Source organism: Pseudonocardia kujensis, assembly GCF_021283305.1.
GTDB classification, from domain to species: Bacteria; Actinomycetota; Actinomycetes; order Mycobacteriales; family Pseudonocardiaceae; genus Pseudonocardia; species Pseudonocardia kujensis.
On sequence record NZ_JAJSOK010000014.1, the window covers coordinates 102,908 to 128,096 of the forward strand.

Here is a 25,189-nt window from a genome sequence, read left to right on the forward strand (position 1 = left end):
CGTTCGGACACGCAGCCGCGACGAGATCTCCCGCAACCCGTCCGGCCGACCGGCCGGACCTGCCGTCCTGCGGAAGGAGTACGGGTATGGAGGTCCTGGTCCTGACCACGGCACCCGCGGGCCGGTCGGTGCTGCCCGCGCTCGACCTGCTCGATCACCGGGTGCGGGCGACGGCTCCGTCCGTCACGGCCTTCCTGGCAGCCGGGCGCTGCGACGTCGTGGTGGTCGACGGGCGCCGCCAGCCGCACGCCGCCCTCGAGCTCGCGGCCCTGGTCGCGACGGCGGCCCGCGGCACGCCCGTGGTGTTCGTGGCCGACGAGGCCGGTCTCACCGGCCTGCCGCGCGGGCACGGCGTGGCACAGCTGGTCCTCGCCGACGCCGGGCCCGCCGAGGTCGACGCCCGGTTGCGGCTGGCGCGGCGCGGGTTCGGCCCGCGGCCGGGGACCGGGCGCGAGCACTCCGAGGTGGTACGGGTCGGCCCGTTCGAGCTGGACGCCCACGCCTACACGATCCGGCTCCAGCAGCGGCCGCTGCCGCTCACGCACCGGGAGTTCGAGCTGCTCGGCGCGCTGCTGGCAGATGCCGGACGGCCGTTGTCCCGGGAGCGCCTGCTCGGTCTGGTCGACGGCGACGGGACCAGCCCGCGGGCGGTCGACTGCCACATCCGCGCGATCCGGGCGAAGCTCGGCGCGCACCGCGGCAGCATCCGCACCGTCCGGGGGCTCGGCTACGTGGTCCCCGCCGGGTGCCCGGCCTCCGACGCGCCCGGCGGCAGTCGGGGCAGGACGTAACCGTGGCCGCGCACCGTGCGCACCAGGCCGCGGTGCCGACCGAGCTTGGCGCGGATCGCGCGGATGTGGCAGTCGACGGCGCGCGGGCCCGTCCCGTCGGTCCAGCCGTCGCACTCGCTCACCAGCTGCGCACGGGTCAGCGGCCGCCCGGCGTGCAGGAGCAGAACCTTGAGCAGCTCGAACTCGTGGTGGGTCAGCGCGAGCGGGGCGCCGTCCACGGTCACCGACCAGGCGTGGACGTCGAGGACGAAGGGCCCCACGGCCAGGACCGCCGCCGCGGCCGGTCCGGGTTCGACCACGCGGCGCCGTCCGGCCAGCCGTAGCCGGGCGTCGATCTCCGCGGGTCCGGCCGAGGCCAGCACGAGCTGCACCACGGCGCAGTCCTCGTCGATCTGCGACGCGACCAGTTCCTCGATCACCCCGATCACCGGGATCCCGCGGGCGGTCGCGACCAGCCCCCGGCTCAGCTCGCAGGCCGCGAAGGGCTGTGTGCGGCCGTCGACGAGGACCACGTCGCACCACCCGGCCGACAGGAACTCCTGGACCGACGGCCGGCAGGCGCGCACCGGGTGCGGCAGCAGGTCGAGCCCGGGGAGGACGGCGCGCACGTCGGGATCGGAGGTGAGGACCAGAATCTGCACGGATTTCGCTCCCCGGAATGCGCCCCGACGGATGTGGAACGACTAGAACCACCCGCGCCATGATTCGCACAAGCGGCCCGATGTGACCATTTCGTCAACACCTTCTCACGGCACGCGAAATCGGTTCGTGAACACCTCGCCCGGCTGGCACTGGCCTGCGAAGACATTGTGCGGCAGAGTATGCCCGAGCATCGCCCCGGATCGACGTGCGGAACCACCACATTTCTCAGCCTCCTCACGCGTTCCGGGGTCCGCCCGTGAGCAGTCCGAAACGTCGCGGAAACGGCGCGCCCCGATCGGGTGAATCGAGGGCGATTAACCCCGGCGTAACTGCAGCCCCACCGAACGCAACGGTTCGACTGGTTCGCTCTGCAACAGCCGAGGACGACACGGGCTCCCCGCTCCCGCGTCCGGAACCCCGATCCCGGTCGTCGGTCGGACCTCGGTTCGTTCCCCACACGAAGTCCAAAGGAGACAGACATGTCCCAGAGCGTTCTGCGTCGCGCCGGGAAGGCCGGTGTGGTGGTCGCCGGTGGCGTCATGGCCCTCTCGGCGGTCGCCGCCGGCACCGCGTTCGCCGACGAGGGCCACTCGGGGCCGGAGAAGGAGGTGGGCGGGTTCTCCCCGACGACCCCGATCGACGGCGTCGTCGCGCACTGGATGATGTACCACTACGAGAAGGACTTCACCCAGGAGCCGCAGGCGATCCTCGCCGACCCCGCCGGCTACGCCGCGATCCACCAGCACATGGCCGAGATGATGCTCGGCCTCGCGCCGCTGCCCGCGGACCCCGACCCGATGCCGCACGGCACGCACGGCGCGTGATCGCCCCCACCCCTCGGGGCTGATCCACCACCGGCCGCCCCGCGTGCGTCGCGGGGCGGCCCGGCCCCTTCCGATCCGATCCCCTCGATCCCGGAGAGCCGCATGACCTCCACCCTGAACGACGCCCTCGTCCTCGACCCGGCCGCCCAGGGCCTGCTGTTCCGCGACGCGCGGACCGCGGCCGCGTTCACCAACGAGCCGGTCGGCGACGAGGTCCTCCGCGCCGTCCACGACCTCGTGCGCGCCGCCCCCACGTCCATGAACTGCTCCCCGCTGCGAGTGTTCGCGCTGCGCAGCGGCAGCGCGCGGGCCCGGCTGCTGCCGCACATGGCCGAGGGCAACCGGGACAAGACGGCCGCGGCCCCGCTGGTGCTGCTCCTCGCGGCCGACCACGCCTTCACCGCGCACATGCCGACGCTGTTCCCCTTCGTCGACGCCGACGCCTACTTCGCCGATCCCGCGATGCGAGCCGCGACCGCCGAGTACAACACCGCCCTGCAGGTCGCCTACCTGATCCTCGGGCTGCGCGCCGCGGGCCTGGGCGTCGGCCCGATGGCCGGCTTCGACCGCGAGGGCGTCGACGCCGAGTTCTTCCCCGAGGGCCGGCTGCGCGCCTCCCTGGTGCTGATCGCCGGGCGCCCGGCGGGCGAGAGCCCCTACCCGCGGCTGCCGCGACCGGACTTCGACCAGGTCGTCGCCTTCCTCTGAGCCCGGCCCGCCCGACGAGGAGGAACCGTGAGCACGACCACCCTGCCGGTCGACACGCCGAGCGACCCGGTCGAACCGATCGACCCCGTCGCCGGCGCCGCGGCCGTCGCCCCGCTGCTCGCCGAGCAGCGCCCGCTCGGTGAGTCCCGGCGCAGGCTGACCGACGCCACGGTCGCCGCGCTCGCCGACGCCGGCCAGCTGCGCACCTGGGTCCCGCGCCGGTTCGGCGGGCTGGAGACCGACACGCCGTCGGTGATCGACGCGACCGCGCGGATCTCCGCGGCCGATCCGGCTGCCGGGTGGGTCACCATGATCCTGTCCTGCGCGGACTTCCTGGTCGGGATGCTGGAGCAGCGCGCCCAGCAGGAGGTCTGGTCCTCGGGCCCGGACACCTCGGTGTGCGCGGTGTTCAACCCCAGCTCCACCAGCGAGCGGGTGCCGGGCGGCTGGCGGGTCCGGGGGCGGTGGATGCCCGCCTCCGGCTGCCGGCACGCGAGCTGGGCGCTGCTCGGCGTCCCGCTGGCCGACGACCCCAAGGCCGCAGGCGCGACCACCCGCGCCAGCGTGCTGATCCCGATGAGCGAGCTGACCGTCACGGCCAGCTGGAACGCCATCGGCATGCGCGCCACCGGCAGCGACACCCTCGAGACCGCCGACGCGTTCGTCCCCCAGCACCGGGTGCTGCGGCTCGCGCCGGCCCTCGAGGGTCGGTCCCCCGGCTCCTACGGCGCCTCCTGGCGGCACCGCTCGCCGCTGATGCCGACGCTGTCGGTCCACATGATGGCCGTCTACCTGGGCATGGCCGCCTCGGCGCTCGACGTCGTGCTCGCCGCCGCCGGGAGCAAGCCCCTCACCTTCACCACCTACTCCCGCGCCGCCGAGTCCGGCGGCGTGCAGACCGCCGTCGCGAAGGCCGCGCTGACGATCGACGCGATGTGGGCGCTGGCCCACCACGCCGCCCGCGAGGTCGACTGGTGGGCCCGCACCGGCACCCGCCCCTCGACGGCGGACCGGGCGCGGGTCCGCGGCTGGACCGGGCACGTCGCCGCCCAGTGCCGCGAGGCCGTCGACCAGCTCGTCAGCTGCTACGGCGCCTCGGCCTTCGCCGAGACCAACCCCTTGCAGGCCACCGTCCGCGACATGCACGCCGCCAGCCGGCACGCGGTGGCCAACCCGATCACCGGCACCGAGATCTACGGCCGCGCGCTGCTCGGCGTGGAGCCGTCGATCGCCACGCTCATCTGAGGAGTCCCTCGTGACCACCGAGAGCGCCCTGACCGCCACCGACGCGGCCCTGGGCTCGCGGGACCTGGCCGCCCGCGACCGGTCCGCGGTCCCGCGCGCCCGCACCGTCCCGGCCGGCCTGCGCGCCACCACCCGCGAGATCGCGGACCCGGGTGACCTGGTCGGACTACTGCCCGCCGCCGCCGACGCCCTGTCCTGGGTCCGCGGCGGCGAGGGACTCGTGGCCTGGGGTCGCACGACGACCCTGGAGACCGGCGGCCCCGGCCGCTTCGTCGACGCCGAGGCCGTGTGGCGGGCCCTCGCCGCCCGGATCGAGGTCGACGACGAGGTGGGCCTGCCGGGCACCGGACCCGTCGCCTTCGCGTCGTTCGCCTTCGGCGACGGGCCACTGGGGCGGACCCGCACCGGAGGTGGCCAGCGCTCCGTGCTCGTCGTCCCCCGTGTCGTCGTCGGACGGCGCGGTGGCCGGTGCTGGATCACCGAGCTGGGCCCCGTGGCCGGCCACCCCGCCCTCGTGGGCGACGTGCCCGCAGACCCGGCCCGGCTCGGCCCGGACGACCGTCCCGCGCCGGTCCGCCGGCCGGGCCCCGCGCACTGGACGGCGGGGGCGATGTCCGCCGCCGCCTACCGCGACGCGGTCGCCGAGGCCGTCGCGCGGATGTCCGGCGGCCCGCTCGAGAAGGTCGTGCTCGCCCGGGACGTGGTGGCCCGCTTCGGCCGGCCCGTCGATCCCCGGTTCCTGGTCCGGGCGCTCGCCGAGGGCAACCCCCGGTGCTGGACCTACTCGGTCGACGGGCTCGTCGGCGCCACCCCGGAGCTGCTGCTCCGCCGGTGCGGCGCGGTCGTCGAGTCCCGGGTGCTGGCCGGTACGACCTGGCCGGGCACCGAGGGCACCGACGAGCAGGTGCTGGCCGCGGAGAAGTACCGCGAGGAGCACCGGTTCGCCGTCGAGTCGCTGTGCCGGACCCTCGGCCCCTCGTGCACCCGCATGGAGCTCGACGGGCCGCACCTGCTGCGGCTGCCGACCGTCACCCACCTGTCCACGGACGTCCGCGGCCGTCTCGACCCGCGCCACGACCCGTCGGTGCTGGCCCTCGCGGGCGCGGTGCACCCGACCGCCGCGGTGGGCGGCACCCCGCCCGCCCTCGCGGCCGCGACGATCGCCGAGCTGGAGGGCCGGGTCGGGCTGCGGCGCGGCCGCTACGCCGGTCCGGTCGGCTGGGTCGACGCGCACGGCGACGGCGAGCTCGGCATCGCCCTGCGCTGCGCCCAGCTCTCCGGCCGCACGGCCCGGCTCTTCGCCGGCTGCGGTGTCGTCGCCGACTCCGACCCCGATCTCGAGCTCGCCGAGACCGCCGCCAAGCTCCGCGCCGTCACCGAGGCGCTCGGCTCCTGAGCCGTTCCCGAGCTCGTTCCCGATCCACCGGAGGTCCGTCCGTGACAGCCACTGCCGACCCGGGCCTCGGCACGCCCGGGCGTCCCGCGCCCGCCCACGCACCGCGCTCGGTGCTGGCGACCGTGCACCAGGCCTTCCTGGCCCGTGCGCTCTACACCGTCGTCGAGCTCGGCGTGGTCGACGAGCTGGCCCACGGCCCGCGCAGCTGCGCCGAGCTGGCCGGCGTGCTGGGCGTGGCGGCCGGGCCGCTGCACCAGGTCGTGCGCGGGACCGCGAGCGCGGGACTCCTGCGCTCGCTCGGCGGCACCGGGTCCGACGAGGTCTTCGCGCTCACCGACACCGGGGAGATGCTGTTGCCGGGGCACCCGAGCGCCACGCGCGACCTCGTGCTGATGATGCAGGGCCCCACCGTCCTCGGCTGCCTCGAGGCGCTCCCCGACCGCGTGCGCAGCGGTCGCACCGGCCCCGAGGTCGCGCACGGCCGCACCTGGTTCGAGAACCTGCGCGCCGACGCCGCGCTGGCCGCCTCCTTCGACCGGATGATGGTCGCGATCCACGGCGGCGAGTACGGCGCCGTGGCGGCGGCGTACGACCTCGGCTGGGCCCGGACCGTGGTCGACGTCGGCGGCGGGACCGGCGGCCTGACCGTCGCCCTGCTGGAGGCCAACGCCCACCTGCACGGGGTGGTGTACGACCTGCCCGACGTCGCCGCCCGGGCCGAGCGGACCCTGCGGCGGTCCGGGCTCGCCCACCGGGCCGAGGTCCGCGGCGGCAGTTTCTTCGACCGCGTGCCCGGCGGGGCCGACGCCTACCTGCTCTCCTACGTCCTGCACGACTGGACCGACGCGGACTGCGACCGGATCCTGCGGACCGTCGCCGCCGCCATGAGCACGGGCTCGCGCCTGCTGGTCGTCGAGAACGTGCTGCCCGCCGGGGACGAGCCACACCCCGGACGGACCCTGGACCTGCTCATGGCCACCCTCACCCACGGCCGCGAACGCACCGAGGAGGAGTACCGGCGGCTGCTCGCCCGAGCCGGCCTGCGGCTGCGACGGGTGGTGCCCACGGCGTCCCCGGTCAGCGTCCTGGAGGCCGTGGTGGACCCCGTCGTCGAGACGCCCGCGGCGCCCGATCCGGAACCGGGGCCGGGCGGGCACTGAGCTGCAGGACACGAGGACCGATCGGGGGATCGGGCGGGGCGGGAGCGGCGGCGCTCCCGCCCCGTTCTGCACGCCGGCAGGTCAGGAGCCGTTCTGCGCTCGGGCTCGCTTCGGTGCCGACCGGCCGGGGAGAACGGCTGCGCAGGCCAGGCTGACGACCAGCGCCGCGGCGAACAGCACGAGGACGGTCCGATGCTCACCGAGGACGACGGACCGGTCGTCGGCGAGGTCGACCAGGCGCCCGAGTGCGGCGACGCCGACGATCCCGCCGAGGTAGCGCATCGTCGACCCGATCCCGGCCGCGGCACCACTGTGGTCGCGGGGCACGGCTGCCAGTGAAGCGGCCTGCGCGGCGGGGGTGGCCAGGCCGACCCCGAGACCGAGCAGCGCGAGCGGGAGCACCAGCTGTCGAAGTGCCGACAGGTCCCCTGTCACCAGCAGACCCACAGCGGCGAGAGTGACCACGACCCCGCCGACCGCCATCGGCCGCGGCCCGACGAGATCGGTGAGCCGCCCTGCGGCCAGGGACGCGACGGTCACCGTGGCCGTCATCGCGACGAGGAGCCGGCCGATGCCCGCGGAGTCGACCGCGAGCAGGACCCCGAGCACCTGCGGCAGCTCGAACAGCAGCGTGTACGTCACCAGGTTCTGCAGCGCGACCAGCAACGAGCCCGCGGTGAACGGCAGCGACCTGAACAGCCCGAAGGCCACCACCGGGTCGGCGGCCCGGCGCTCCCACCACACGAAGGCCCCGAGAAGCGCGGCGCACGCGGCCAGGAGGACGGCGGTGAGCGTGCCGGTGGCCTCCAACCCGAGGACCAGCGCGGCCAGTGTCGCCGTGAGCAGGATGCTGCCGAGCACGTCGAACGGCAGGCCGTTCTGCGGTTCCGCCTCCCGCCCCCGACCCGTGGCCGCCAGCACCGCCACGATCCCGAGCACGGGCAGGTTGACGGCGAAGATGCTGGGCCAGCCGAAGGCACCCACGAGCTCTCCGCCGACCACCGGGCCGACGCCCGCCGCGAGCGACATGATGGCCCCGAACAGGCCGAAGGCGCGGCCGCGCCGCTCCGCGGGCAGCTCGATCCGCAGCAGCGCCACCGTCGCCGGCACGATCGCGGCGCCCCCGGCAGCCATCAGCACCCGGGCCACCGCGAGCACGCCGAGGGCTCCGGCGACCATTCCGAGCACGGCACCGGCTGCCATCAGCACCTCGCCGAGGGCGAGGACCCTGCGGTGGCCGAGGCGGTCGCCGAGCTTGCCGCCCGGACTCTGCAGGACGATCGCGGCCACGAGATAGCTCGCCACGACGGCCTGCGCGACCGTCCCGGACGGGCGGGCGAACTCACGGGCCATGTCGGGCAGGGCCACCGCGATCATGGTCGAGTTGAGCGGCAGCAGCGAGGAGGCGAGCAGGGCCGCGCCGAGCGACCGCCTGGCCGAGGGTTCAGCCACCGGTGATCGGCCGCCGCTGCAGGAGGAAGACGGCGCCGCCGGAGAAGGCGAACTCGATGTCGTGCTCCGCGACGCCGTAGACCGCGTCGCACGCCTCGGCGAGTGCGTGCAGCGCGGCGAGCTGCGTGGCGTCCAGGCAGAGCGTGTGCACCGCCGCTCCGGTGACCACGAGCTCCTCGGTGCCTGCCGGGCCGACGCGCAGCGCCACGTCCTTCTCCCCGGCCGTGCGCTCGAGCAGCCGACCCCGGGAGTCGAGTCGGTACCGGTCCGGGACGACCAGCCCGGCCACGACGGCCTCACCGAGGCCCCAGCTCGCCTCGATGACCCGCTCCGCGGCGCCGGTGACCGGGTTGCGGGTGAACAGCACACCGGCCGTCTCCGCCGGCACGAGTTCCTGGATCACCACACCCATCCGGCAGGGGCCGAGGCCGAGCCGGCCGCGGTAGGCGCGGGCGCCCACCGCGTCACCGGAGGCGTACACGCTCCGGACGGCGGCGACCACGGCCTCGGGCCGGCACACGCCGAGGACGGTGCCGTGCGCGCCCGCGAAGCTGGCCGCGCCCGAGTCCTCTCCCACGGCACTGGACCGGACCGCGCACGGGACGCCGTCCGCGCACGCGTCACGCAGTGCCGCCACGACCTCGGCGTCCCCGCGCACCACCGCCTGAACGGCGTCGACGGACAGCGCGAACCCGGCCGGCACGGGAAGCCCGGCTCGCGCGGCCGCCCCGAGCGCGACCGCCTTGCCGCCGAACTCGGCCTGGTCCGTGGTCTCGGCGAGCGGCGTCAACCGGAACATGCCGCCCTCACCTGAGCAACCGCACCTCGCCGCTCGTCCCGTCGACGCGGACGCGCGCACCGTCCGGGATGAGCCGGGTGGCCTCGCGGGTCCCGACGACGCCCGGGATCCCGTACTCGCGGGCCACGATCGCGGCGTGACTGAGCTGGCCGCCCCGGTCGGTGACGATCGCCCCGAGCAGCGGCAGGACGACCGTGAAGTACGGCGAGGTCATGCGGGTGACGAGGACGTCACCGGGCTGGACACGGTCGAAGTCGGCGCCGTCGGCGACCAGCCGGGCCGGGCCTTCGTAGACACCCGTGTTGACCGCGAGACCCCGGAGCACCGTCGCGGAGTTGGCCGTCTGCGGAACCCCGAACAGGTTGGCCATCGCGACGCCGACCGCGAGTGCGGCGCGCCGGGCCGGTTGCGGAAGCTCCTCCACGGGCGGAGGGGGCGACGGGGGCGGCCCGATCATCGCCGGGGCGTCGTCGACGGTCCGTGTGGTCCGTCGTCGGAACCGCTCCGCGACCTCCTGCGCGGCGGGACCCGGTTCGCCCCGCAGCAGCGCCCCGAGTTCGACAGCGTCCGCGTCGACCGCATGTTCGGGGTCGGCGAGCGCACCCCGGTCGGCGAGCCGCCGTCCGGCCTCGAGCAGAGCGCGGCGGGCGAGACCGACGGCCCACCCGTCGGAGTACGTGGCCCGCTCGTCCCGCAACCGGTTGGCGAGGCGTGCCTCGTGCAGGCGGTCGTCGAACTCGGCGAGGTGCTCGGCGGGGACCCGGGCACGAACCGCGGTCAGTGCGGCGTCCCCGTCGTCACCGGGCCCGGACTTCCGGGTCGCAGCGGCCGCCCGGACCGAGCCCACCAGCATCGCGGGCAGCTCGCCCGCGCACGGTTCACCGACGTCGTAGCCGATCGACCGGTAGCGCACCGCGTCGAGGTACCTCCGCGTGGCCGCGCCCGCGTCAGGGTCGGCCTCGAGGGCGTCGAGCACCACCTGCGGCCGGTCGTGCGACGCGAGGACGGCCCGCGCGGTGTCCGACGCCGCGACGACGTCCGCCAGCGCATCGAGCTCGACCGTGGCGAAGCCGGTGGAGATGGCCGAGGAACCGCGCAGCAGCCCCATCAGTTCCCCAGCGGTGGCGCCGGTCCACTGCAGCGCGCCGGCGAGGAAGTCCCCGGTCGCCATGAGTGACGGCGCGCTGTAGCGGTGGTGCAGCTCGATCATCGCCTCGAGGTGGTCCCGGCACCGCTCGACGTGCGCAGCCAGCTCCTCGTCGGACAACGCCGCCGGGTCGACCGCCTCGACCGCCAGGTGGGCGGCGACCGCGCCGGGCTTGACCACCTCGTCCCACCGGGCCAGGTCCTCCCGCCAGAACCGCTCGGCGAACGCCCGGGCCGATGTCGCGATCCGCGCCTGCATCTGCTCGGGCGTCGCCGTCCCGCCGGCCCCGAAGGGGACGAGCTGGGCGTACAGGAACCCGCCGATCACCGCCACGTCGTAGCGGCCGAGCAGCAACCCGTACCGCGCCAGGCCCTCGGCGAACCCGCGCGGGAAGCCGGAGACCAACGGCGACCTGGTGAACCAGCTGATCGGCCTGCTGTTGTGGGTCGTGTCCAGTTCCCACGTGCCGTCGTCGGGTGGCTCGAACACCTCGTCGTCCACGAGGACTCCCTTCGCCGATCCGGCCCCGCGGGCCACCAGGCGGTGGCCCCGGACACGGACAAGAGGGGTTCGCGCGCCGAAGCGATCCGTTACCTGCGCGCCGTCACCCGTTTACCTTCAGGGTGTCACCCGTTCGACTGCCGTTCGCAGGATGCGGGCCGGCGCTCCCGCCCCGTTCTGCACGGGCCCCACTCACCGGGCGCGATCGTTCAGCGCACGCCCACCTCGCCGGCCACCCCGGCGGCCTCCTCGACGCGGGCGCGCAGGGCGGCGTGCCCGGCGCGGCGGCCGGTCCGGTCCACGGGCACCTCGACGACGTTGAGGCCCGGCCTGCCCAGCGCCTCGCGCAGCTGCGCGAGGTCGGCGAGGTGCCGGTGGCCCACGCGGAAGGCCGCGCAGAGGGCCGCCAGGTCGGCGCCGTGCGGGGTGCCGAAGACCCGCTCGAAGGAGCGCGCGTGCTCCGGCGCACCCTGCTCGAGCAGGGTGAACACGCTGCCGCCGTCGTCGTTGGCCACCACGATCGTCAGGTCCGGGCGGGGTTCGCGCGGACCGGCGAGGAGCCCGCCGGCGTCGTGCAGGAGGGTCACGTCGCCGAGGAGGGCGACGGCCGGGCCCCCTCCGTCGGCACCGTGGGCGAGGGCGGCGCCGACGGCCGTGGAGACCACGCCGTCGATGCCCGCGACGCCCCGGTTCGACAGCACGGTGAGGTCCGGCCGGGGGGCCGCCGCCAGCGCGACGTCGCGGATCGGGCTCGACGGCCCGACGACCAACAGCCCGCCGGTCGGCACCGCCCGGACCAGCTCGCGGGCCAGCCGCATCCCGCCGACGGGATCGACGTCGAGGCTCGCGTCGAGCGCGCGCTGCACCGCCGCGTCGGCCTGCCGCCACCGGGCGGCGAAGGCCTTCTCGCCCCACGGGCTCGGCGGCAGCGACCCGACCTGCACGACGGAGCTCCGGGTGTCGTTCCACCAGGGCCGGTCGGCGGGCGGCACGGCGAACACCCGGATCCGCTCGTCGGCGAGGGCGCGTTGCACCGCGCGGTGGAGCGTCGGCCGCCCGAGGACGACGAGCTGGCGGGGCAGGAGCTCGGGCGCGGCCCCGGACAGGGCCGCCCCGAGCAGCCAGGGGCCGGTGCGGACCGCGCTCCCCCACAAGGTCGACGACGGCTCGGCCACGACCGGGACGTCGGCGGGCGCGTCGCGGCCCTCGGCGCCGTCCCCGGCCACGACGAGCGTCGGCAGGGCGGGATCGAGGCGCAATGGCGGCAGGGCCACCCGCGCGGTGTGGACCTCGGACCAGGGCCGGCCGGCGGGTCGGCCCGGCGGGAAGGCGCCGTCGTCGCCGGGCGGGGGCAGCAGCGGCTCGCGCAGCGGCACGTCGAGCTGGACGGGGCCCGGGTCGCCGCTCAGCGTGCCGCGGGCGGCCGCGACGGCCCGGACGACCGTCGCGCGCCACGCCTCGGGCCGGGTGCCCTCGGCGGACAGCACGGCCTCGAGCCGCAGCGCGTCGCCGAAGATCCCGCGCTGGACGACGGTCTGGCTCGCGCCGGTACCGACCAGGTCGGCGGGCCGGTCCGCGGTGAGCAGCAGCAGCGGGACGCCGGCGTGCGCGGCCTCGAGCACGGCCGGGTGCAGGTTCGCCACCGCGGTGCCCGAGGTGCACACCACGGCGACCGGCAGGCCCGAGCGCAGCGCCAGGCCGAGGGCCAGGAAACCGGCCCCCCGCTCGTCGAGGCGCACGTGCAGCCGGAGCCGGCCGTCGGCGTCGGCGGTGTCCAGCGCCAGGGACAGCGGCGCGTTGCGCGAGCCCGGGCAGAGCACGACGTCGCGCACGCCGCAGCGGGCGAGCTCGTCGACGGCGACGCGGGCGAGGAGGGTCGACGGGTTCACCAGCCGGAGGCTAGGCGCGCGGATGTTGCGCTTCGTGTAGGACCCGAAACCGCCGTGTTCCCCTTCGCTCACAACCGATCCGAGCGCGCGAACGCGACCTGGGGCGCCGGGGTGACGACCATGGAATCACGCTGCGTGTCCGGAGTCTTCGACCCGCCGACCGGTCCCCCCACCCCTGGCACTACCGACGTCGAACGAGGCGACCCTCCCGCACCACCGGCCCTCACGGGCCCGGGACGGGCGGACTGAGCAGCGTGACCACCGTGCCGTCGAGCGGCGAGGGCCCGCCCCGGTGGATCAGGACCTCCGCCATCAGCACGGACATCATCGGCAGCCCGCGGCGACGGTTGACGTCCTCCTCGGGGCCGGGGCGCGGGAGCCAGCGGCCGGTGTCGCGGATCCGGACCCGGAGGCGCCGCCGACCGCCGACCGGCTCCACCCGGGCGGCGACCTCCACCGTCCCGTCCGGCGCCCCGGGCGGGAACGCGTGCTCCACCGCGTTGCTCACCGCCTCGTTGACCGCGAGCAGGACGTCGAGCGCGGCGTCGTCGGGCCAGTCGAGCTGCGCCAGCCGGCGGCGCAGCCCCGTCCGCACCAGCCCCAACGTCTCGAGGACGGCCGGCAGGCGGATCTCCCAGATGTGCGCGGCGGCGGACGGCGGGGGCGCACCACCGGCCGGACCCGCGCCCGAGGGCGGGCCCGCACGGTCCTCCGACTGGTCCCGATGCGCTGGCACTACCCGAGAGTGTGACGCGCCCCGCCCCCGCAGGACCAGCCGGGCCGCTCCCCGGCGCGCCTCCGGGTCAGCCGCCGCTGCTGTGCGGCTCCCGGAGCGCCTCGGCGACGTCGTAGTACAGGGCGAGGACGCGCTCCAACCCGGTGATCTGCAGGGGGCGCACCACCGGGCGGTTGTGGTCGACGACGATCCGCAGCGGCTCGTCCTGCCGCTCGGCCGCGCGGTGTGCGGTGACGAGCGCGCTCAGTCCGGCGTCGTCGAGGAAGGCGACGCGGGTCAGATCGACCACCGTCACGTTCACCGTGGCGTCGGCCAGCGACCGGCCCACCGCCGCCTCCAGCCGCGGGGCCGTGAACATGTCCACCTCGCCGGCGACGGTCACCACCATCGCGGACCCCGCGCGGCGCAGGTCGACGCGCAGCAGCTGCTCGGCCGCAGGGGCCTGGTCACCGGTCACGGCGCACAGTCTTCCCCGCACCGGGGCCCGTCCGACAGGGGGCCCGCAACGCCTGTCACCGCACCCACGTCCGGCCCGGGCCGCCCCGTCAGCCGACGTGCGCGTGGTCGGGCTCGGCGAGGGCGTTGCGGAGCCGCTGACGCATGGCAGGGTGCATCGCCAGACCCTCGAGCCGGTCGACCGGGACCCAGTCGGCCTCGCTCGTCTCCTCGCCGTCGGGCCGGGGGTTCCCGGACTCCGGCCGGGCGTGCACGCACACGGCGAACTGCTGGCGCACCTCACCGGTGGCGTCGACGATCACGTGTCCGGGGTCGGTGTAGATCCCGGCCACCCGCAACACCTTGATCGCGACGCCGCTCTCCTCGGCGACCTCCCGCTCGGCCGCCCGGACCGCCGACTCGCCGACCTCGACGCGGCCGCCGGGGAGCTCCCAGAAGCCGTCGTCCACGCGACGCACGAGCAGGACCCGGTCGGCGTCGTCGCGCACCACCGCGAAGACGCTGGGGGCGACCAGGGTGGGCCGCGGCGGGTCGGGGTGGTGGTAGTACTCGGTCCGGGTCATCGTCGGCGCCGTCGACGCCCGGCCGGGAGGGCCGTGCCGCATGCCGCCGACAGGGTCGCGTGCGCCATCCCCGACCACCCCTTCCCCACACGCCTTGGCCGTCGGATCACGGTCCCAGGGGCCGCCCGCCGCCGGAAACGGCCGAAAGCCCCGACGGGCGGAGCCGCTCGGCTACTCCGATCGCCCCACCCGGGACCGACCTTCACCCCGCCGGGGCGAGGCGCGGACGCGGCGGGCCACCCATCGTCCGACGCACGGCGAGCGGGGAGGTGGCGCGGTGCCTGCGGGGGACGAACGGACGGGATCGCCCGGAGCGGGGCGTGCGCCGTGCTGAGCGGCGACGAGGAGCGCCTGCTCACGGCGATCGAGCGCCAGCTCCGTGCGGAGGACCCGGAGCTGGACAAACGGCTCGGCCGCGGGCTCGGGCCGCCCGGCGGCCACCGCTGGCGCTGGGTCGTGCCGGTGCTGGTCGTGCTCTCCGTGCTCTGCATCCTCGTCGGCCTGGTCGTCGCGGAGGCGGGGGTGTTCCTCGGCGGCCTGGCCCTGGCCGGGGTGACCTGGGTGGTCGTCCACCGGCGACGCCGCGGCCCGAGGACCTGACCGTCAGCCCGCCGGCGGGGCGACCCACTGCGCGCCCGTCTCCCGCCGGAACGCGTCGACGGCGGCGTCCAGGGTCGGGAAGAAGTGCGCCGGGTCGAGGGTCCGGGTCAGCTCGTAGCGGTCGATCTTGCGCCGCACCGGGTCCTTCATCTCGGCGAACACGAGGTGCACGCCGCGGGCGTTGAGCGCGACGTCCAGGTCGTGGAGCATGTCCGCCGCCGTCGTGTCGACGTCGGTGATCGGCTCGGCCGCCACGACGAGCCACCGGGGCGGCGGGGCGGTCCGGCTCCGCCGCTCCAGCTGCTCGCGGAAGGTCCGGGCGTTGGCGAAGAACAGCGGCGCGTCGAACCGGAGCAGGACGCAGCCCGGCAGCACCTCCGCCGCCGGGTAGCTGCGGACGTCGTGGAAGCCGGGCAGACCGGGGACCCGGCCGAGCACGGTCTGGTACGGCCACCAGGCGCGCCGGAAGACGTTGCCGACGGAGAGCGCGACGGCCACCGCGATCCCGGGCAGCACCCCGAGCAGCACGACGCCGGCGAAGGCGGCGATCGACAGCGCGAACTCGGTCCGGCGCACGCGGAAGAGCCGCACGGTCCCGCCGATGTCGGCGAGGGACACGCTCGCCGCGATCACGACCGCGGCGAGCGTCGGCTGCGGCAGGGTGCGCAGCAGGCCCGGGGCCAGGAGCAGGATCAGCGTGATCGCGGCGGCGCCGACCACGCCGGTGACCTGCGTACGCGCCCCCACCTGCTGGGCCACGGCCGTCCGCGAGCCGCTCGTGCTGACCGGGAACCCCTGGAAGAAGCCGGCCGCGAGGTTCGCCGCGCCGATCCCGACCATCTCCCGGTTGCCGTCGATCGTCCTGCCCTCCCGCGCCGCGAACGCCGACGCCGTGGAGATCGTGTCGGTCAGCGACACCAGCGCGATGCCGGCGGCGCCGGCCAGGAGCGGGAGGACGTCCGACGCCGCGATCCGCGGCAGGGTCGGCGGCGGGAAGCCCTGCGGCAGGACACCGACCAGCGAGACGCCGCGCTGGTCCAGCGCGAACAGCGCCGCGGCGAGCATCGACAGCACCACCACGATCAGCACCGCCGGGACCCGCGGGAACACCCGCGCCAGCACCCCGATGAGGACCAGGCCCCCGAGCCCGACCGCGAGCGCGGCCGGGACGACCTCGCCGCCGACCACGCCCCGGACGAACCCGACGACCTCACCGGCGAAGCCCTCGGCGTCGACCGAGAACCCGCACAGCTTCGGCAGCTGCCCGACGAGGATCGTCAGGGCCAGCCCGTTCATGTAGCCGATCATGGTCGGCTTCGAGATGAGGTCCGCGACGAACCCGAGGCGGCCGAGCCCGGCGACCGCCATGATCGCGCCCGTCATGAGCGCCAGCGCCGAGGCGAGGGCGACGGCGCGCTGCGGGTCGCCGTCGGCCGCGACGAGGGGGAGGACCGTCGCCGCGATCATCGGGCCGAGCGAGGAGTCCGGGCCGAGCACGAGGACCCGCGACGGGCCGAAGACCGCGTACGCGAGCAGGCAGAGGATCGACGTGTACAGGCCGGTGATCGCGGGCAGCCCGGCCAGCTCCGCGTACGCCATGCCCTGCGGCACGAGCAGGGCGGTCAGCACCAGGCCGGCGACCACGTCCCGGGGCAGCCACGACGGCCGGTAGCTCCGCAACAGGGCAAGCCCCGGGACCGGCGAGGACGTGCCCTCGGATCCGTTTCCGCTCACGCACGCAGGATGGCGCGCCGAGGTGGGTCCGGCCTCACCCCCGCGGTGTGGCCGCGGGGTGAGAACGGGTCTCTCACCCGTGTGGGGTGACGGCCCGACCGGCACGGCGGGGCCATCGTCGGACGATGGCTCCCACCGCCGACGGCGAGGCGACGACGAGGTCCGGACCCGACGCCGCCGCTCCCCCCGGCCGGCTCCGCGGACTCGTCCGCCACACGATGCTGAGCAAGCACCACTGGGGGAGCGAGGAGGACCTCGCGCAGGCGATCTACGGCACCGTCATCGGCGCCGCCGGCATCGCGGTCGGCAGCGCGCACGGGGACCTCCGCGAGATCGTGCTGACCGTGGTGGTGACCGTCGTGGTCTACTGGGCCGCGGAGCGCTATGCGGACGTGCTCGCCGCCGCGGTCCACGCGGCCGGGCGCCGGGAACGGGTGCGGGCCGCGCTGCGCCGCGGGCTCCCGGTCGTCGAGGCGGGGCTGAGCCCGCTGGTGGTCCTGGTGGTCCTCGCGCTGCTCACCGGCCGCCTCGCCCTCGCTGTGTTCGTCGCGCTCGGCCTCGCCACCCTCATGCTCGGCGGCTTCGGGCACGCCGCCGCGCGCCGGGCCGGCGCCTCCCGGTTCGCGGCGATCGGCTGGGGCCTGTGCAGCGCGGCGCTCGGCGGGCTGGTCATCGGGCTCAAGATGCTGCTCCACTGAGGAGGACGACTCAGGGGGCCGGTATGGAGGTCGTGATCGTCGGCGCGGGCGCGGCCGGGGCGATGACCGCCCTGCTCGCGGCGCGCGCCGGGCACCACGTCACGCTGCTGGAGCGCGAGCCGGCGGCGCCGGCGGGATCCGTGGAGGAGGCCGCCGCCCGGGCGTTCCGGCCGACCGCACCGCAGATCGTGCAGCCGCACGTGCTGCTCGCGCGGTACCGGCTCCTGCTGCGCGAGCACCTGCCCGACGTGTACGACGACCTGGTCCGCGACGGCGCCGTCGAGTCCCGGCTCGCGGCCCAGCTCCCGCCCACGCTCCGCGACCTGGCCCCCGGGCCCCACGACGACCGCTACACGATGCTGCTCACCCGCCGGTCCACGCTGGACCGGGTCCTCGACGCGCGGGTGCGCTCCGAGCGGGGGATCACGGTGCGCGGCGGCGCCACCGTCCGCGGGCTGCTCACCCGGGGCGGAGCGCCCCCGCGGATCACCGGCGTCCGGCTGGACGACGGCGCGCTGGCCGCCGACGTCGTCGTCGACGCCTCGGGGCGGCGGTCCCGGGTCGACGGCTGGCTGGCGGGGGTGGGCGCGCGGCCACGCCCCGTCGTCAGGGCCGACTGCGGTCTCGCCTACTACAGCCGGCACTACCGCCTGCGCACCACGAACGACCTGCCCGGACGCGCGGACAACCGCACCATCCTCCCGCTCGACGAGTTCGTGGCCGGGATGTGGGGCGCCGACAACGGGACGGTCCTGCTGGGGCTGTGCCCGCTGGCCGAGGACCACCGGTTCCGCGTGCTGCGCGACCCGGAGGTGTTCACCGCGGTCTTCGCCACGGTGCCCGGCCTGCGGGGCTGGCTCGACGTGCTGGAACCGATCGGCGAGGTGTTCCCGATGGGCGGCCTGCACAACACCCTGCACCGCCTGGTCGACGCGGCCGGTCCGGTCGCCCTCGGGCTGCACGCCGTCGGTGACGGGGTCTGCACCACCAACCCGACGCTGGCCCGCGGGCTGGGCGTGGCGCTGCGGACCGCGCTCGACCTCGTCGACGCCCTCTCAGAACACCCGCACGACCCGCTCGCCCGCGCCCTGGCCCACGACGCGGCGATCACCGAGGGCGTCGAGCCGTTCTACCTCGACCAGGCCCGCACGGACGCGGCGCGTCTCGCCCGGGTCCGCGGGGTGCTGCACGTGCGGGGGGTGCTCGACGGGCGACCCGCGGCCCCGGCGGCACCGGCCGCACCGCCTCCGTCGCCGGAGCGGGTGGGATTCGACGAGCTCTCCGCCGCGGCCTTCTTCGACGCGACGCTCTTCCGCACCGCCGCCTCGGTGCGGGGCATGCTCGTCCGCCCCGAGGCGGTCTACATCGACCCCGCCGTGGTCGCCCGGGTCCGGGAGGTGCAGGCCGCGCACCCCGACGGGGTTCCCGCCCCCGCCCAGCCCGACCCCGACCGCCTCGCGAAGGCCCTCGCCGCGGCGGCGTGAGGCGGATCAGGCCGGCTCCTCCGCCGCCCGCTTCCGCGCGGCGCCGAAGCGCTGCTGGACGTTCTGCTTCGTGGTGCCGTAGAGGGCGCCGATCTTCGACCAGCTCGCGCCGGCCTCGCGGGCCTCGGCGGCACGGCGTCGTTCGACCTCCTCCGCGGCACACCGCAGGTCTCTCGCGGCGGCGAGGGCCTCGAGGGGACTCCCGGCCGCGGCGAGCGCGTCAAGGGCCTTCTGCACGTGCTTGAGGCCACTGTCAGCCGACACGCGTCAATGCTAGCTTGACGGTTCGGCCGTCAATGATAGGTTGACGAACGTCAACTCGGCGTTGACGAGAAGCGGCGACCCAGGAGGTGTGGGCAGATGGACGGGCGGATCCACCAGCAGGGCCGGGCGGAGCGCGACCGGCGCGGGGCGTCGGACCGGGAGGTGAGCCGCGCACTCCGGGCCGTCTACTTCGCGGTCGCCGCACTGCGGCACGCGCCACGGTCGCCGCAGGTCACGCGGGCCATCTCCGAGGCGAGCACCGCCGTCGGCACCCTGCCGGGCGGCTTCGTCGCCGAGGCGCTCTACCGACTCCTCGGCACGATCGAGGACTGCCATCGCGCAGGCACGGCGGGCTCCACCCGGCTCGACGAGCGGTGGCGCACCGCGACCGCCGCCGTGCGACTGGCCGGCTGACAGCAGACCCCGGACCCCCTCGACCACGAGCAGTCGCCGACCTCCCCGCCCGGCCGCAGGAACCAGCCCGGGGACGACAGGGAGCCGTCGGCGTGCCGAAATACTCGTCGGCGTCGAGGCAGACGATCCCGTCGAAGGTCTCACCGGCGACGGGCCAGGGCGTGCGCATCGGCCCCGCGGCGGTGGCGGGGATCGCGGAGGGGGTCGAGACTCACCCGGCCGCCAGGGCCGCGAGGACCGGTTCCTCGACGGGCGTCGGGTCGGTCGCGTGCAGGTCCAGCAGGCCCGTCGGGTCGAGCGGCGGCTGGGCCATGAACCGCGGCCGGGTGCCGTGGTGGACCTGCGCGGAGTGCACCAGGAACGGGTGGACGAGGTAGACGTCGCCGGGCAGGCCGGTCGCGAGGGCCACGGGCAGGTCGTCGGTCGCCGGGACGGCCTCGCGGGCGAAGGCGAAGAAGTCCGCGCCCTCGTCGCCGTACGGGGCGAGCAACCGCGCAGCCTTCCGGTGCGACCCGATCCGCACCTTCGTGGGGGCGTCCGCCTCGCCGACCTCCGAGAACAGGAAGAGCATCAGCAGTGCCCGGTTCCGGGAGCGCACGTTCAGGCGGAACTCGCCGGTCGGGCCGGCGAAGCTCGCCTCGACGTGCCAGCCGGCGTCGCCCGGGTCGTCGGCGTGCGGGAACCGGATCGGGAACGTGCCGAGCCCGCGCCGCGGCCGCCACCGCCCCGGTCCGACGAGCTGGTCCAGCGCGCCGTGCAGCCGGTCCGTCGTCGCGGCCCGCCGGAACGGCGGATCGCCCCGGCCGGGGATCCGGTGGACCGGCAGGGTCCAGGTGGCGGGGTCGTCGGGCGCGGCGCCGGTCTCGGCCCGCACCTGCTCCCACAGCAGCGCGCGGCACTCGTCGGCGAGCGTGCGGGGGAAGGCCTCCTCGAGCCGGACGAACCCGTCGTCGGCGAAGGCGCGGACCTGTGCGGCGGAGAGGACGGCCATCGGTCCGGGATGGTGGACCGGATGCGCGCGCCGCCACCACCGGTTTTCCGGCCCGGCGCGGCTACGGTGGATCGGTGCTGCGAGTTCCCCCGCCGCCCCGGGAGCGGGCGTGACGGCCGCCGCCCCTTCCGCGCGCGGCTCCGAGATCCAGTCCGTGGCCCGTGCGGCCTCGGTGCTCGGCGTGGTCGTCGACAGCCCGCACGGCCTGACCACCACCGAGATCGCCAAGATCACCGGGTTGACCGTGAGCACGGTGCACCGGCTGGCGCACACGCTCGTCTCGGGCAACCTGCTGTGTCGCGACCAGGGCAGCGAGCGCTTCCTGCCGGGCCCGCTGCTGCTGCGGCTGGCCCGTAAGGCCCTCGGCGCCTCGGGCGTCCCGGAGGCCGCCGACGTGCTCAAGGAGCTCGCGGACCGCACGGGTGAGACGGCGAGCATCGGCATGCGCCGTGGCGACGAGGTCCTGGTCCTGCTGTCCGTGCCGTCGACGAAGGCCCTGCGTTACACCGGCCGTCCCGGTGCCCGCGTGCCGCTGTTGGAGTCCGCGATCGGCTGCGCGATCGTGGCGTTCGGCGCCGATCCGGTCGGCCAGGCCGCGGAGGTCCTGACGCGGACCGGCAGCGGCAGTCCCGAGTCGTGGGCGACGGAGATCGACCTGCTGGCCACCCAGTTCCGCGGTTACGCGGTGCTCGACGACCCGCACGACCCCGCGTTGCGGGCGGTCGCGGCACCCGTGGTGGGGGCGAGCGAGCACGTCCGGATGGGGGTCGAGATCCAGGGCCCGGCCAGCCGGTTGCCCGACGAGCGGCTCGACGGGCTGGGCTCGGTCGTGCGGGCCGCGGCCGACGCGCTGGAGGGTCTCCCGGTGTCGATGGCGTTCGGGGATTTCTGACCGGACATTTGTCCGAAGGACCAGTTCCTGACCGGACATTTCACCATGCGCGAATGTGTCCCGCATCCCGCAAAGGGGCGTTGACCATCACCGCGGGGCCTGCCTACTCTCGGCTCACCCGATCGGGAGAGGAGGCGAACGCACGTGACCACGGACCGCGACGGCGAGATCGTCGTGTCGCCCAACCACGTCGTCTTCGACCTCCCCGAGATCGTGGCCGTGCAGGAGGGGCTCTTCGAGGCCGTCGGGCTGCGGGTGCGCTTCGCCGACGCCGCGGACCGCTCCGCCGACGCCGAGCGCAACCCGGCGGCGCGCCACAAGGAGTCGCAGTTCACCGCCGCCCGGGCGGACGTCTACAACGTCTGCGAGTGGGGCGGCATCGACCGGCTCGAGCGGGACACCCGCGGCGGCCGGATCGGCCACCTGCGCGCGGCGGTCGTCGCGCAGGCCCTGGTCAGCCTCGACGACGACCTCAACGAACCGCACGACCTCGCCGACGTGACGGTCTCGATCAACGAGTACACCGGCTCGCACTACACCGCACTGCACCTGCTCGAAGGCACCGTGCCCCGCGAGCGGATCACGCTGGCGCACACCGGCCCGCCCGGCACGAGGCTCGACCTGCTGCTGGCCGGCGAGTCCCGCGCGACCATGCTGATGGAGCCCTTCCTGTCCGTCGCGCTGACCCACGGCGCGCACGTCCTCGGCACCTACGCCTACCGCGGCTCCCAGGTCGTCGCCCCGCACCTCACCGCGGCGCAGCAGGAGGCGTACCGCACGGCCGTCGACAAGGCCGTGGACCTCGTCAACGCCGACCGGGCCCGCTGGGCGCCGACGATCGCCGCGGAGGCCGGGGACCGGCTCGACCCGGCCGACCTGCGCCCGGACTACTACCGCTACACGCACATCGCGCCGTTCACCGAGCGCCGGTTCACCGAGACGTACGCCTGGATGCGCTCCTGGCGACTGACCGACGGCCGCTCCGGCTACGAGACCCTGCGGGCCCTGCGATGACCGGGGTGACCACACCGCTGCTCACCCGGCGCCGGCACGTCGACCTCTGCCTGATCAACGGCGGGACGTGTCCGGGGCGCTGAGCGTCCCCACCCGTCGTCCCCTCTCCCTCGAGACCGCGCGCGCCGCGTGCCGGTCCGCTGTCGCGCGCCCCCGCGCGCCCTCCCCTGGAGTACCCCATGCCCGCTCGTCCCCTGCTGCTCGACCGGCGGGCCGTGCTGCGCGCCGGCCTGTTCGGTGCCGCCGGCCTCGCCGGTACGTCCCTGCTCGCCGCGTGCGGCGGCTCGCCCGGACCGTCGGGATCCGGTCCGGCCCTCGCGGCCCGGGTCGAGGACACCCAGGCGGGCACCGCGGGCGCGGTGATCCGCCCGATCAGCGAGCAGAACAACCTGGTCGGGACCCTCGACCTCACCTACGTGGCCGGCACCGGCCCCGGCGACGTCCAGAACAAGCTGCTCTCCGGCGCACTCGACGTGGCGAGCATGGGGCCGCTCGGTGCGGTGGTCGCAGCCGAGGCCGGTGCCGACGTGGTGCTGTTCAGCACCAGCCTGAACAACCACGTCCGCTGGCTGGTCCCGGAGAACAGCCCCTACCGCACCCCCGCCGACCTGCGCGGGAAGAAGGTCGCGACACCGCCCAACAACAGCGACGCCTTCCGCTCCACCCAGCTCGCGGCAGCGGTCAACGGCGGTGACCTCAACGCCGACTACCAGCTCTTCCCCGGTGCGGTGCTGGCCGGACTGGCCCTCTTCGACCGCGGCGACGTCGACGCGATCGTCACCATCGAGCCCAACGCCACCCGGCTCGTCGGCAAGGGCGCGCGGCAGATCGCGACCGTCGGCGAGCTGTGGGCGCAGGGCACCGGCGAGGACCCGAACGCGCTGTTCCTCAACGGGCAGGGCGCCACCCGCGCCTGGGTCGACGGGAACCGGGAGACCGCCGCCGCGCTCGCGACGTTGCGGCTCAAGGCGCACGAGATCATCCAGCAGCGCCCGCAGGTCCTCGCCGAGCTCTCCGACGCCTACGGCATCCCGGCCGGCGAGAAGGCCGCGATCGACCTGCTCCCCAGCCGGATGAAGGACGTCTACCCGGTCGCCTGGGGCGAGTCGGTGTTCGCCAACCTCCGCAGGCAGACCGAGGTGGCGCAGCAGGTCGGGCTGATCGAGGCGCAGCCCGCGCAGGCCCCGTGGGTCGATCTCGGAGCCCCCGCATGACGGCGACCGACCTCCGCCCCGCCCGCGCCGCAGCCGTGCCCGCTGTGCCGGCGCGGCCCCGGCGGCGGTGGCGCGCGCTTCCCGCCCTGCTGTTCCTCGTGCTGCTCGCCGGCGCCTGGCAGCTGATGGCGGTGCTGCTCGACAGCGTGCTGGTCCCCGGCGTGCCGCAGATCGTGACCGAGCTGGTCGAGATCGTGGCCGACGGCTCCTTCGCCGAGCAGCTCGGCATCACGGTGCTACGGGTCGGGCTCGGCTTCGCACTGGCCTTCGTGGTCGCCGTCGCCGTGGGGATCGCGATGGGGCGCAACGAGTTCGCCCGCCGGTTCTTCGAACCCGCGGTGCTCCTCGGGCTCACCATCCCCGGCCTGGTCTGGGCCCTGCTCTGCGTGATCTGGTTCGGGATCGACCTGGTCAACCCGGTCGCGGCCGTCGCGCTGTCGTCGGCGCCACCGCTGATGCTGACGATCTACCAGGGCACCCGCTCCGTCGATCCCGACCTGCTGGAGATGGCGCACGTCTACCGGTTCTCCCGGGCGACCCGGCTGCGCCGGCTCTGGCTGCCCGCCCTCGCCCCGGCGCTGTTCGCCGGCGCGCGGCTCGGGCTCTCCCTGGGCTGGAAGGTGATCGTGCTGGTCGAGGTGTTCGGCATGTCCAGCGGCGTCGGCTACCAGCTCAACAACGCCTTCGCCGCGCAGAACGTCGCCGCGGTGCTGGCCTGGACGCTGCTGTTCGCGATCGTCATGGCGGTCCTGGAGTACGGGGTGCTGCAGGGCCTCGAACGCCGGACCGGCCGTTGGCGGAAGGCGGTGTCCGTGTGAGCGAACCCTCGGCAGCGCACGCCCCGACCACCACCCGTGTCCGGCTCGACGGGATCGGCAAGACCTTCGTCGACGCCCGCAGCGGCGCCCCGCAGCAGGTCCTCGCAGACTTCTCGCTGACCGTCGAGCCCGGCGAGCTGGTGGCCGTGGTCGGGGCCTCCGGGACCGGGAAGACCACGCTGCTGCACGTCGTCGCCGGGCTGGTCGAGCCGGACGCCGGGACCGTCGACATCGGACGGCCGCGCCTCGGCGTGGTCTTCCAGCAGCCGCGGCTGCTCGACTGGCTGCCGGTCCGGCAGAACGTGGCGCTCGCCCTGGAGGCCGCCGGGCTCGACCCCGCCGCGGCCGACGGCACGCTCGCCGCCGTCGGGCTCGCCGAGTACGCCGGCTCCTACCCCACCGTGCTGTCCGGCGGCCAACGCCAACGCGTCGCCGTGGCCCGCGCGTTCGCCGTCGAACCCGATCTCGTGCTGCTCGACGAGCCGTTCTCCGCGCTCGACGAGCTCACCGCCCGCAAGCTGCGCCTGCTCCTGCAGGAGCTGTGGATGCAGCGCCCGCGCACCGGGCTGCTCGTCACCCACAACCCGCTCGAGGCCGCGCTGCTCGCGGACCGCGTGATCGTCCTCGCCGGGCGGCCCGCGCAGGTCGCCGCGGAGTACCGCGTCGACCGCGAGCGTCCCCGGTCCGCCGAGGACCCCCACCTCTTCGACCTGCACTCCCGCATCGTCGCCGCGCTCTGAGCGCCCTGAGAAAGGAC

26 protein-coding genes are annotated in these 25,189 nt (G+C 75.5%); 15 read left to right on the forward strand and 11 right to left on the reverse strand.

All coding sequences use genetic code 11. From position 1 onward, the window contains the following. Window positions 1–86 precede the first annotated feature (86 nt). Entirely contained in the window at window positions 87–791 is a 705-nt protein-coding gene (locus LWC35_RS12780; protein WP_232870303.1) for a winged helix-turn-helix domain-containing protein, read from the forward strand. Here the strand turns inward: LWC35_RS12780 and LWC35_RS12785 are convergent. After that, on the reverse strand, window positions 728–1,432 hold the full coding sequence (locus LWC35_RS12785) for a winged helix-turn-helix domain-containing protein (RefSeq protein ID WP_232870304.1): 705 nt from the start codon (window positions 1,430–1,432) through the stop codon (window positions 728–730). The two genes, LWC35_RS12780 and LWC35_RS12785, sit on opposite strands and share 64 nt — an antisense overlap. Window positions 1,433–1,912: 480 nt before the next feature. Here LWC35_RS12785 and LWC35_RS12790 point away from each other — a divergent pair, with 480 nt between their 5' ends. From LWC35_RS12790 to LWC35_RS12810, 5 genes are all read left to right on the forward strand, one after another. Then, window positions 1,913–2,257, forward strand: a complete 345-nt coding sequence (locus LWC35_RS12790; RefSeq protein ID WP_232870305.1) for a hypothetical protein — start codon at window positions 1,913–1,915, stop codon at window positions 2,255–2,257. A 102-nt stretch (window positions 2,258–2,359) separates the two neighbouring features. Continuing rightward, a complete protein-coding gene (locus LWC35_RS12795; protein WP_232870306.1) occupies window positions 2,360–2,965 on the forward strand; it encodes a malonic semialdehyde reductase in 606 nt (201 codons plus the stop codon). 27 nt (window positions 2,966–2,992) lie between these two features. Next, entirely contained in the window at window positions 2,993–4,210 is a 1,218-nt protein-coding gene (locus tag LWC35_RS12800) for an acyl-CoA dehydrogenase family protein (protein WP_232870307.1), read from the forward strand. 10 nt (window positions 4,211–4,220) lie between these two features. After that, window positions 4,221–5,606, forward strand: coding sequence for an isochorismate synthase (locus LWC35_RS12805; protein WP_232870308.1), 1,386 nt, complete (start codon window positions 4,221–4,223; stop codon window positions 5,604–5,606). Between the two features lie 41 nt (window positions 5,607–5,647). Beyond that, on the forward strand, window positions 5,648–6,766 hold the full coding sequence (locus LWC35_RS12810) for a methyltransferase (protein ID WP_232870309.1): 1,119 nt from the start codon (window positions 5,648–5,650) through the stop codon (window positions 6,764–6,766). 81 nt (window positions 6,767–6,847) lie between these two features. On the opposite strand, the gene LWC35_RS12815 is transcribed toward LWC35_RS12810, so the two are convergent. From LWC35_RS12815 to LWC35_RS12845, 7 genes are all read right to left on the reverse strand, one after another. Continuing rightward, on the reverse strand, window positions 6,848–8,218 hold the full coding sequence (locus tag LWC35_RS12815) for an MFS transporter (protein WP_232870310.1): 1,371 nt from the start codon (window positions 8,216–8,218) through the stop codon (window positions 6,848–6,850). After that, on the reverse strand, window positions 8,211–9,017 hold the full coding sequence (locus LWC35_RS12820) for a PEP/pyruvate-binding domain-containing protein (RefSeq protein WP_232870311.1): 807 nt from the start codon (window positions 9,015–9,017) through the stop codon (window positions 8,211–8,213). Before LWC35_RS12820 ends, LWC35_RS12815 begins: the two co-directional genes overlap by 8 nt. A gap of 7 nt (window positions 9,018–9,024) precedes the next feature. Then, a complete protein-coding gene (locus LWC35_RS40240; protein WP_232870312.1) occupies window positions 9,025–10,665 on the reverse strand; it encodes a PEP-utilizing enzyme in 1,641 nt (546 codons plus the stop codon). A gap of 209 nt (window positions 10,666–10,874) precedes the next feature. Then, window positions 10,875–12,554, reverse strand: coding sequence for a 2-succinyl-5-enolpyruvyl-6-hydroxy-3-cyclohexene-1-carboxylic-acid synthase (gene menD, locus LWC35_RS12830; RefSeq protein ID WP_232870313.1), 1,680 nt, complete (start codon window positions 12,552–12,554; stop codon window positions 10,875–10,877). 223 nt (window positions 12,555–12,777) lie between these two features. Beyond that, a complete protein-coding gene (locus LWC35_RS12835; protein ID WP_232870314.1) occupies window positions 12,778–13,290 on the reverse strand; it encodes an ATP-binding protein in 513 nt (170 codons plus the stop codon). Window positions 13,291–13,357: 67 nt separating this feature from the next. Further along, complete coding sequence (locus LWC35_RS12840) at window positions 13,358–13,747, reverse strand: STAS domain-containing protein (protein ID WP_232870315.1); 390 nt, start codon at window positions 13,745–13,747, stop codon at window positions 13,358–13,360. 88 nt (window positions 13,748–13,835) lie between these two features. Further along, entirely contained in the window at window positions 13,836–14,309 is a 474-nt protein-coding gene (locus LWC35_RS12845; protein WP_232870316.1) for an NUDIX hydrolase, read from the reverse strand. A gap of 327 nt (window positions 14,310–14,636) precedes the next feature. Here LWC35_RS12845 and LWC35_RS12850 point away from each other — a divergent pair, with 327 nt between their 5' ends. Continuing rightward, window positions 14,637–14,909: a DUF3040 domain-containing protein gene (locus tag LWC35_RS12850; RefSeq protein ID WP_232870317.1), complete on the forward strand. Its 273-nt coding sequence runs from the start codon at window positions 14,637–14,639 to the stop codon at window positions 14,907–14,909. Between the two features lie 3 nt (window positions 14,910–14,912). On the opposite strand, the gene LWC35_RS12855 is transcribed toward LWC35_RS12850, so the two are convergent. Continuing rightward, window positions 14,913–16,643: a SulP family inorganic anion transporter gene (locus tag LWC35_RS12855; protein ID WP_232870318.1), complete on the reverse strand. Its 1,731-nt coding sequence runs from the start codon at window positions 16,641–16,643 to the stop codon at window positions 14,913–14,915. 125 nt (window positions 16,644–16,768) lie between these two features. On the opposite strand from LWC35_RS12855, the gene LWC35_RS12860 reads away from it, so the two are divergent. Then, window positions 16,769–17,341 (forward strand): hypothetical protein, encoded by a 573-nt coding sequence (locus LWC35_RS12860; protein ID WP_232870319.1) that lies wholly within the window; start codon window positions 16,769–16,771, stop codon window positions 17,339–17,341. A gap of 23 nt (window positions 17,342–17,364) precedes the next feature. Next, window positions 17,365–18,825 carry an NAD(P)/FAD-dependent oxidoreductase gene (locus tag LWC35_RS12865; RefSeq protein ID WP_232870320.1) on the forward strand — a complete coding sequence of 487 codons (1,461 nt, stop codon included), beginning with the start codon at window positions 17,365–17,367 and terminating at the stop codon, window positions 18,823–18,825. A 6-nt stretch (window positions 18,826–18,831) separates the two neighbouring features. On the opposite strand, the gene LWC35_RS12870 is transcribed toward LWC35_RS12865, so the two are convergent. Beyond that, window positions 18,832–19,089 (reverse strand): hypothetical protein, encoded by a 258-nt coding sequence (locus LWC35_RS12870; protein WP_232870321.1) that lies wholly within the window; start codon window positions 19,087–19,089, stop codon window positions 18,832–18,834. A 96-nt stretch (window positions 19,090–19,185) separates the two neighbouring features. On the opposite strand from LWC35_RS12870, the gene LWC35_RS12875 reads away from it, so the two are divergent. Continuing rightward, complete coding sequence (locus LWC35_RS12875) at window positions 19,186–19,503, forward strand: hypothetical protein (protein WP_232870322.1); 318 nt, start codon at window positions 19,186–19,188, stop codon at window positions 19,501–19,503. 211 nt (window positions 19,504–19,714) lie between these two features. Here LWC35_RS12875 and LWC35_RS12880 read toward each other — a convergent pair whose 3' ends face one another. Further along, window positions 19,715–20,494: a phytanoyl-CoA dioxygenase family protein gene (locus LWC35_RS12880; RefSeq protein ID WP_232870323.1), complete on the reverse strand. Its 780-nt coding sequence runs from the start codon at window positions 20,492–20,494 to the stop codon at window positions 19,715–19,717. Between the two features lie 109 nt (window positions 20,495–20,603). Between LWC35_RS12880 and LWC35_RS40245 the strand changes: the two genes are divergently transcribed. The 5 genes from LWC35_RS40245 (at window position 20,604) to LWC35_RS12905 (ending at window position 25,172) form a co-directional block, all read left to right on the forward strand. Further along, a complete protein-coding gene (locus tag LWC35_RS40245) occupies window positions 20,604–21,386 on the forward strand; it encodes an IclR family transcriptional regulator (protein ID WP_232870324.1) in 783 nt (260 codons plus the stop codon). A gap of 144 nt (window positions 21,387–21,530) precedes the next feature. After that, window positions 21,531–22,400, forward strand: a complete 870-nt coding sequence (locus LWC35_RS12890; RefSeq protein WP_232870325.1) for a substrate-binding domain-containing protein — start codon at window positions 21,531–21,533, stop codon at window positions 22,398–22,400. Between the two features lie 179 nt (window positions 22,401–22,579). Next, on the forward strand, window positions 22,580–23,614 hold the full coding sequence (locus LWC35_RS12895; protein WP_232870326.1) for an ABC transporter substrate-binding protein: 1,035 nt from the start codon (window positions 22,580–22,582) through the stop codon (window positions 23,612–23,614). Continuing rightward, a complete protein-coding gene (locus LWC35_RS12900; RefSeq protein WP_232870327.1) occupies window positions 23,611–24,432 on the forward strand; it encodes an ABC transporter permease in 822 nt (273 codons plus the stop codon). The genes LWC35_RS12895 and LWC35_RS12900 overlap by 4 nt, the downstream gene beginning before the upstream one ends. Next, complete coding sequence (locus LWC35_RS12905; RefSeq protein ID WP_232870328.1) at window positions 24,429–25,172, forward strand: ABC transporter ATP-binding protein; 744 nt, start codon at window positions 24,429–24,431, stop codon at window positions 25,170–25,172. Before LWC35_RS12900 ends, LWC35_RS12905 begins: the two co-directional genes overlap by 4 nt. The last annotated feature ends 17 nt before the right edge of the window (window positions 25,173–25,189 follow it).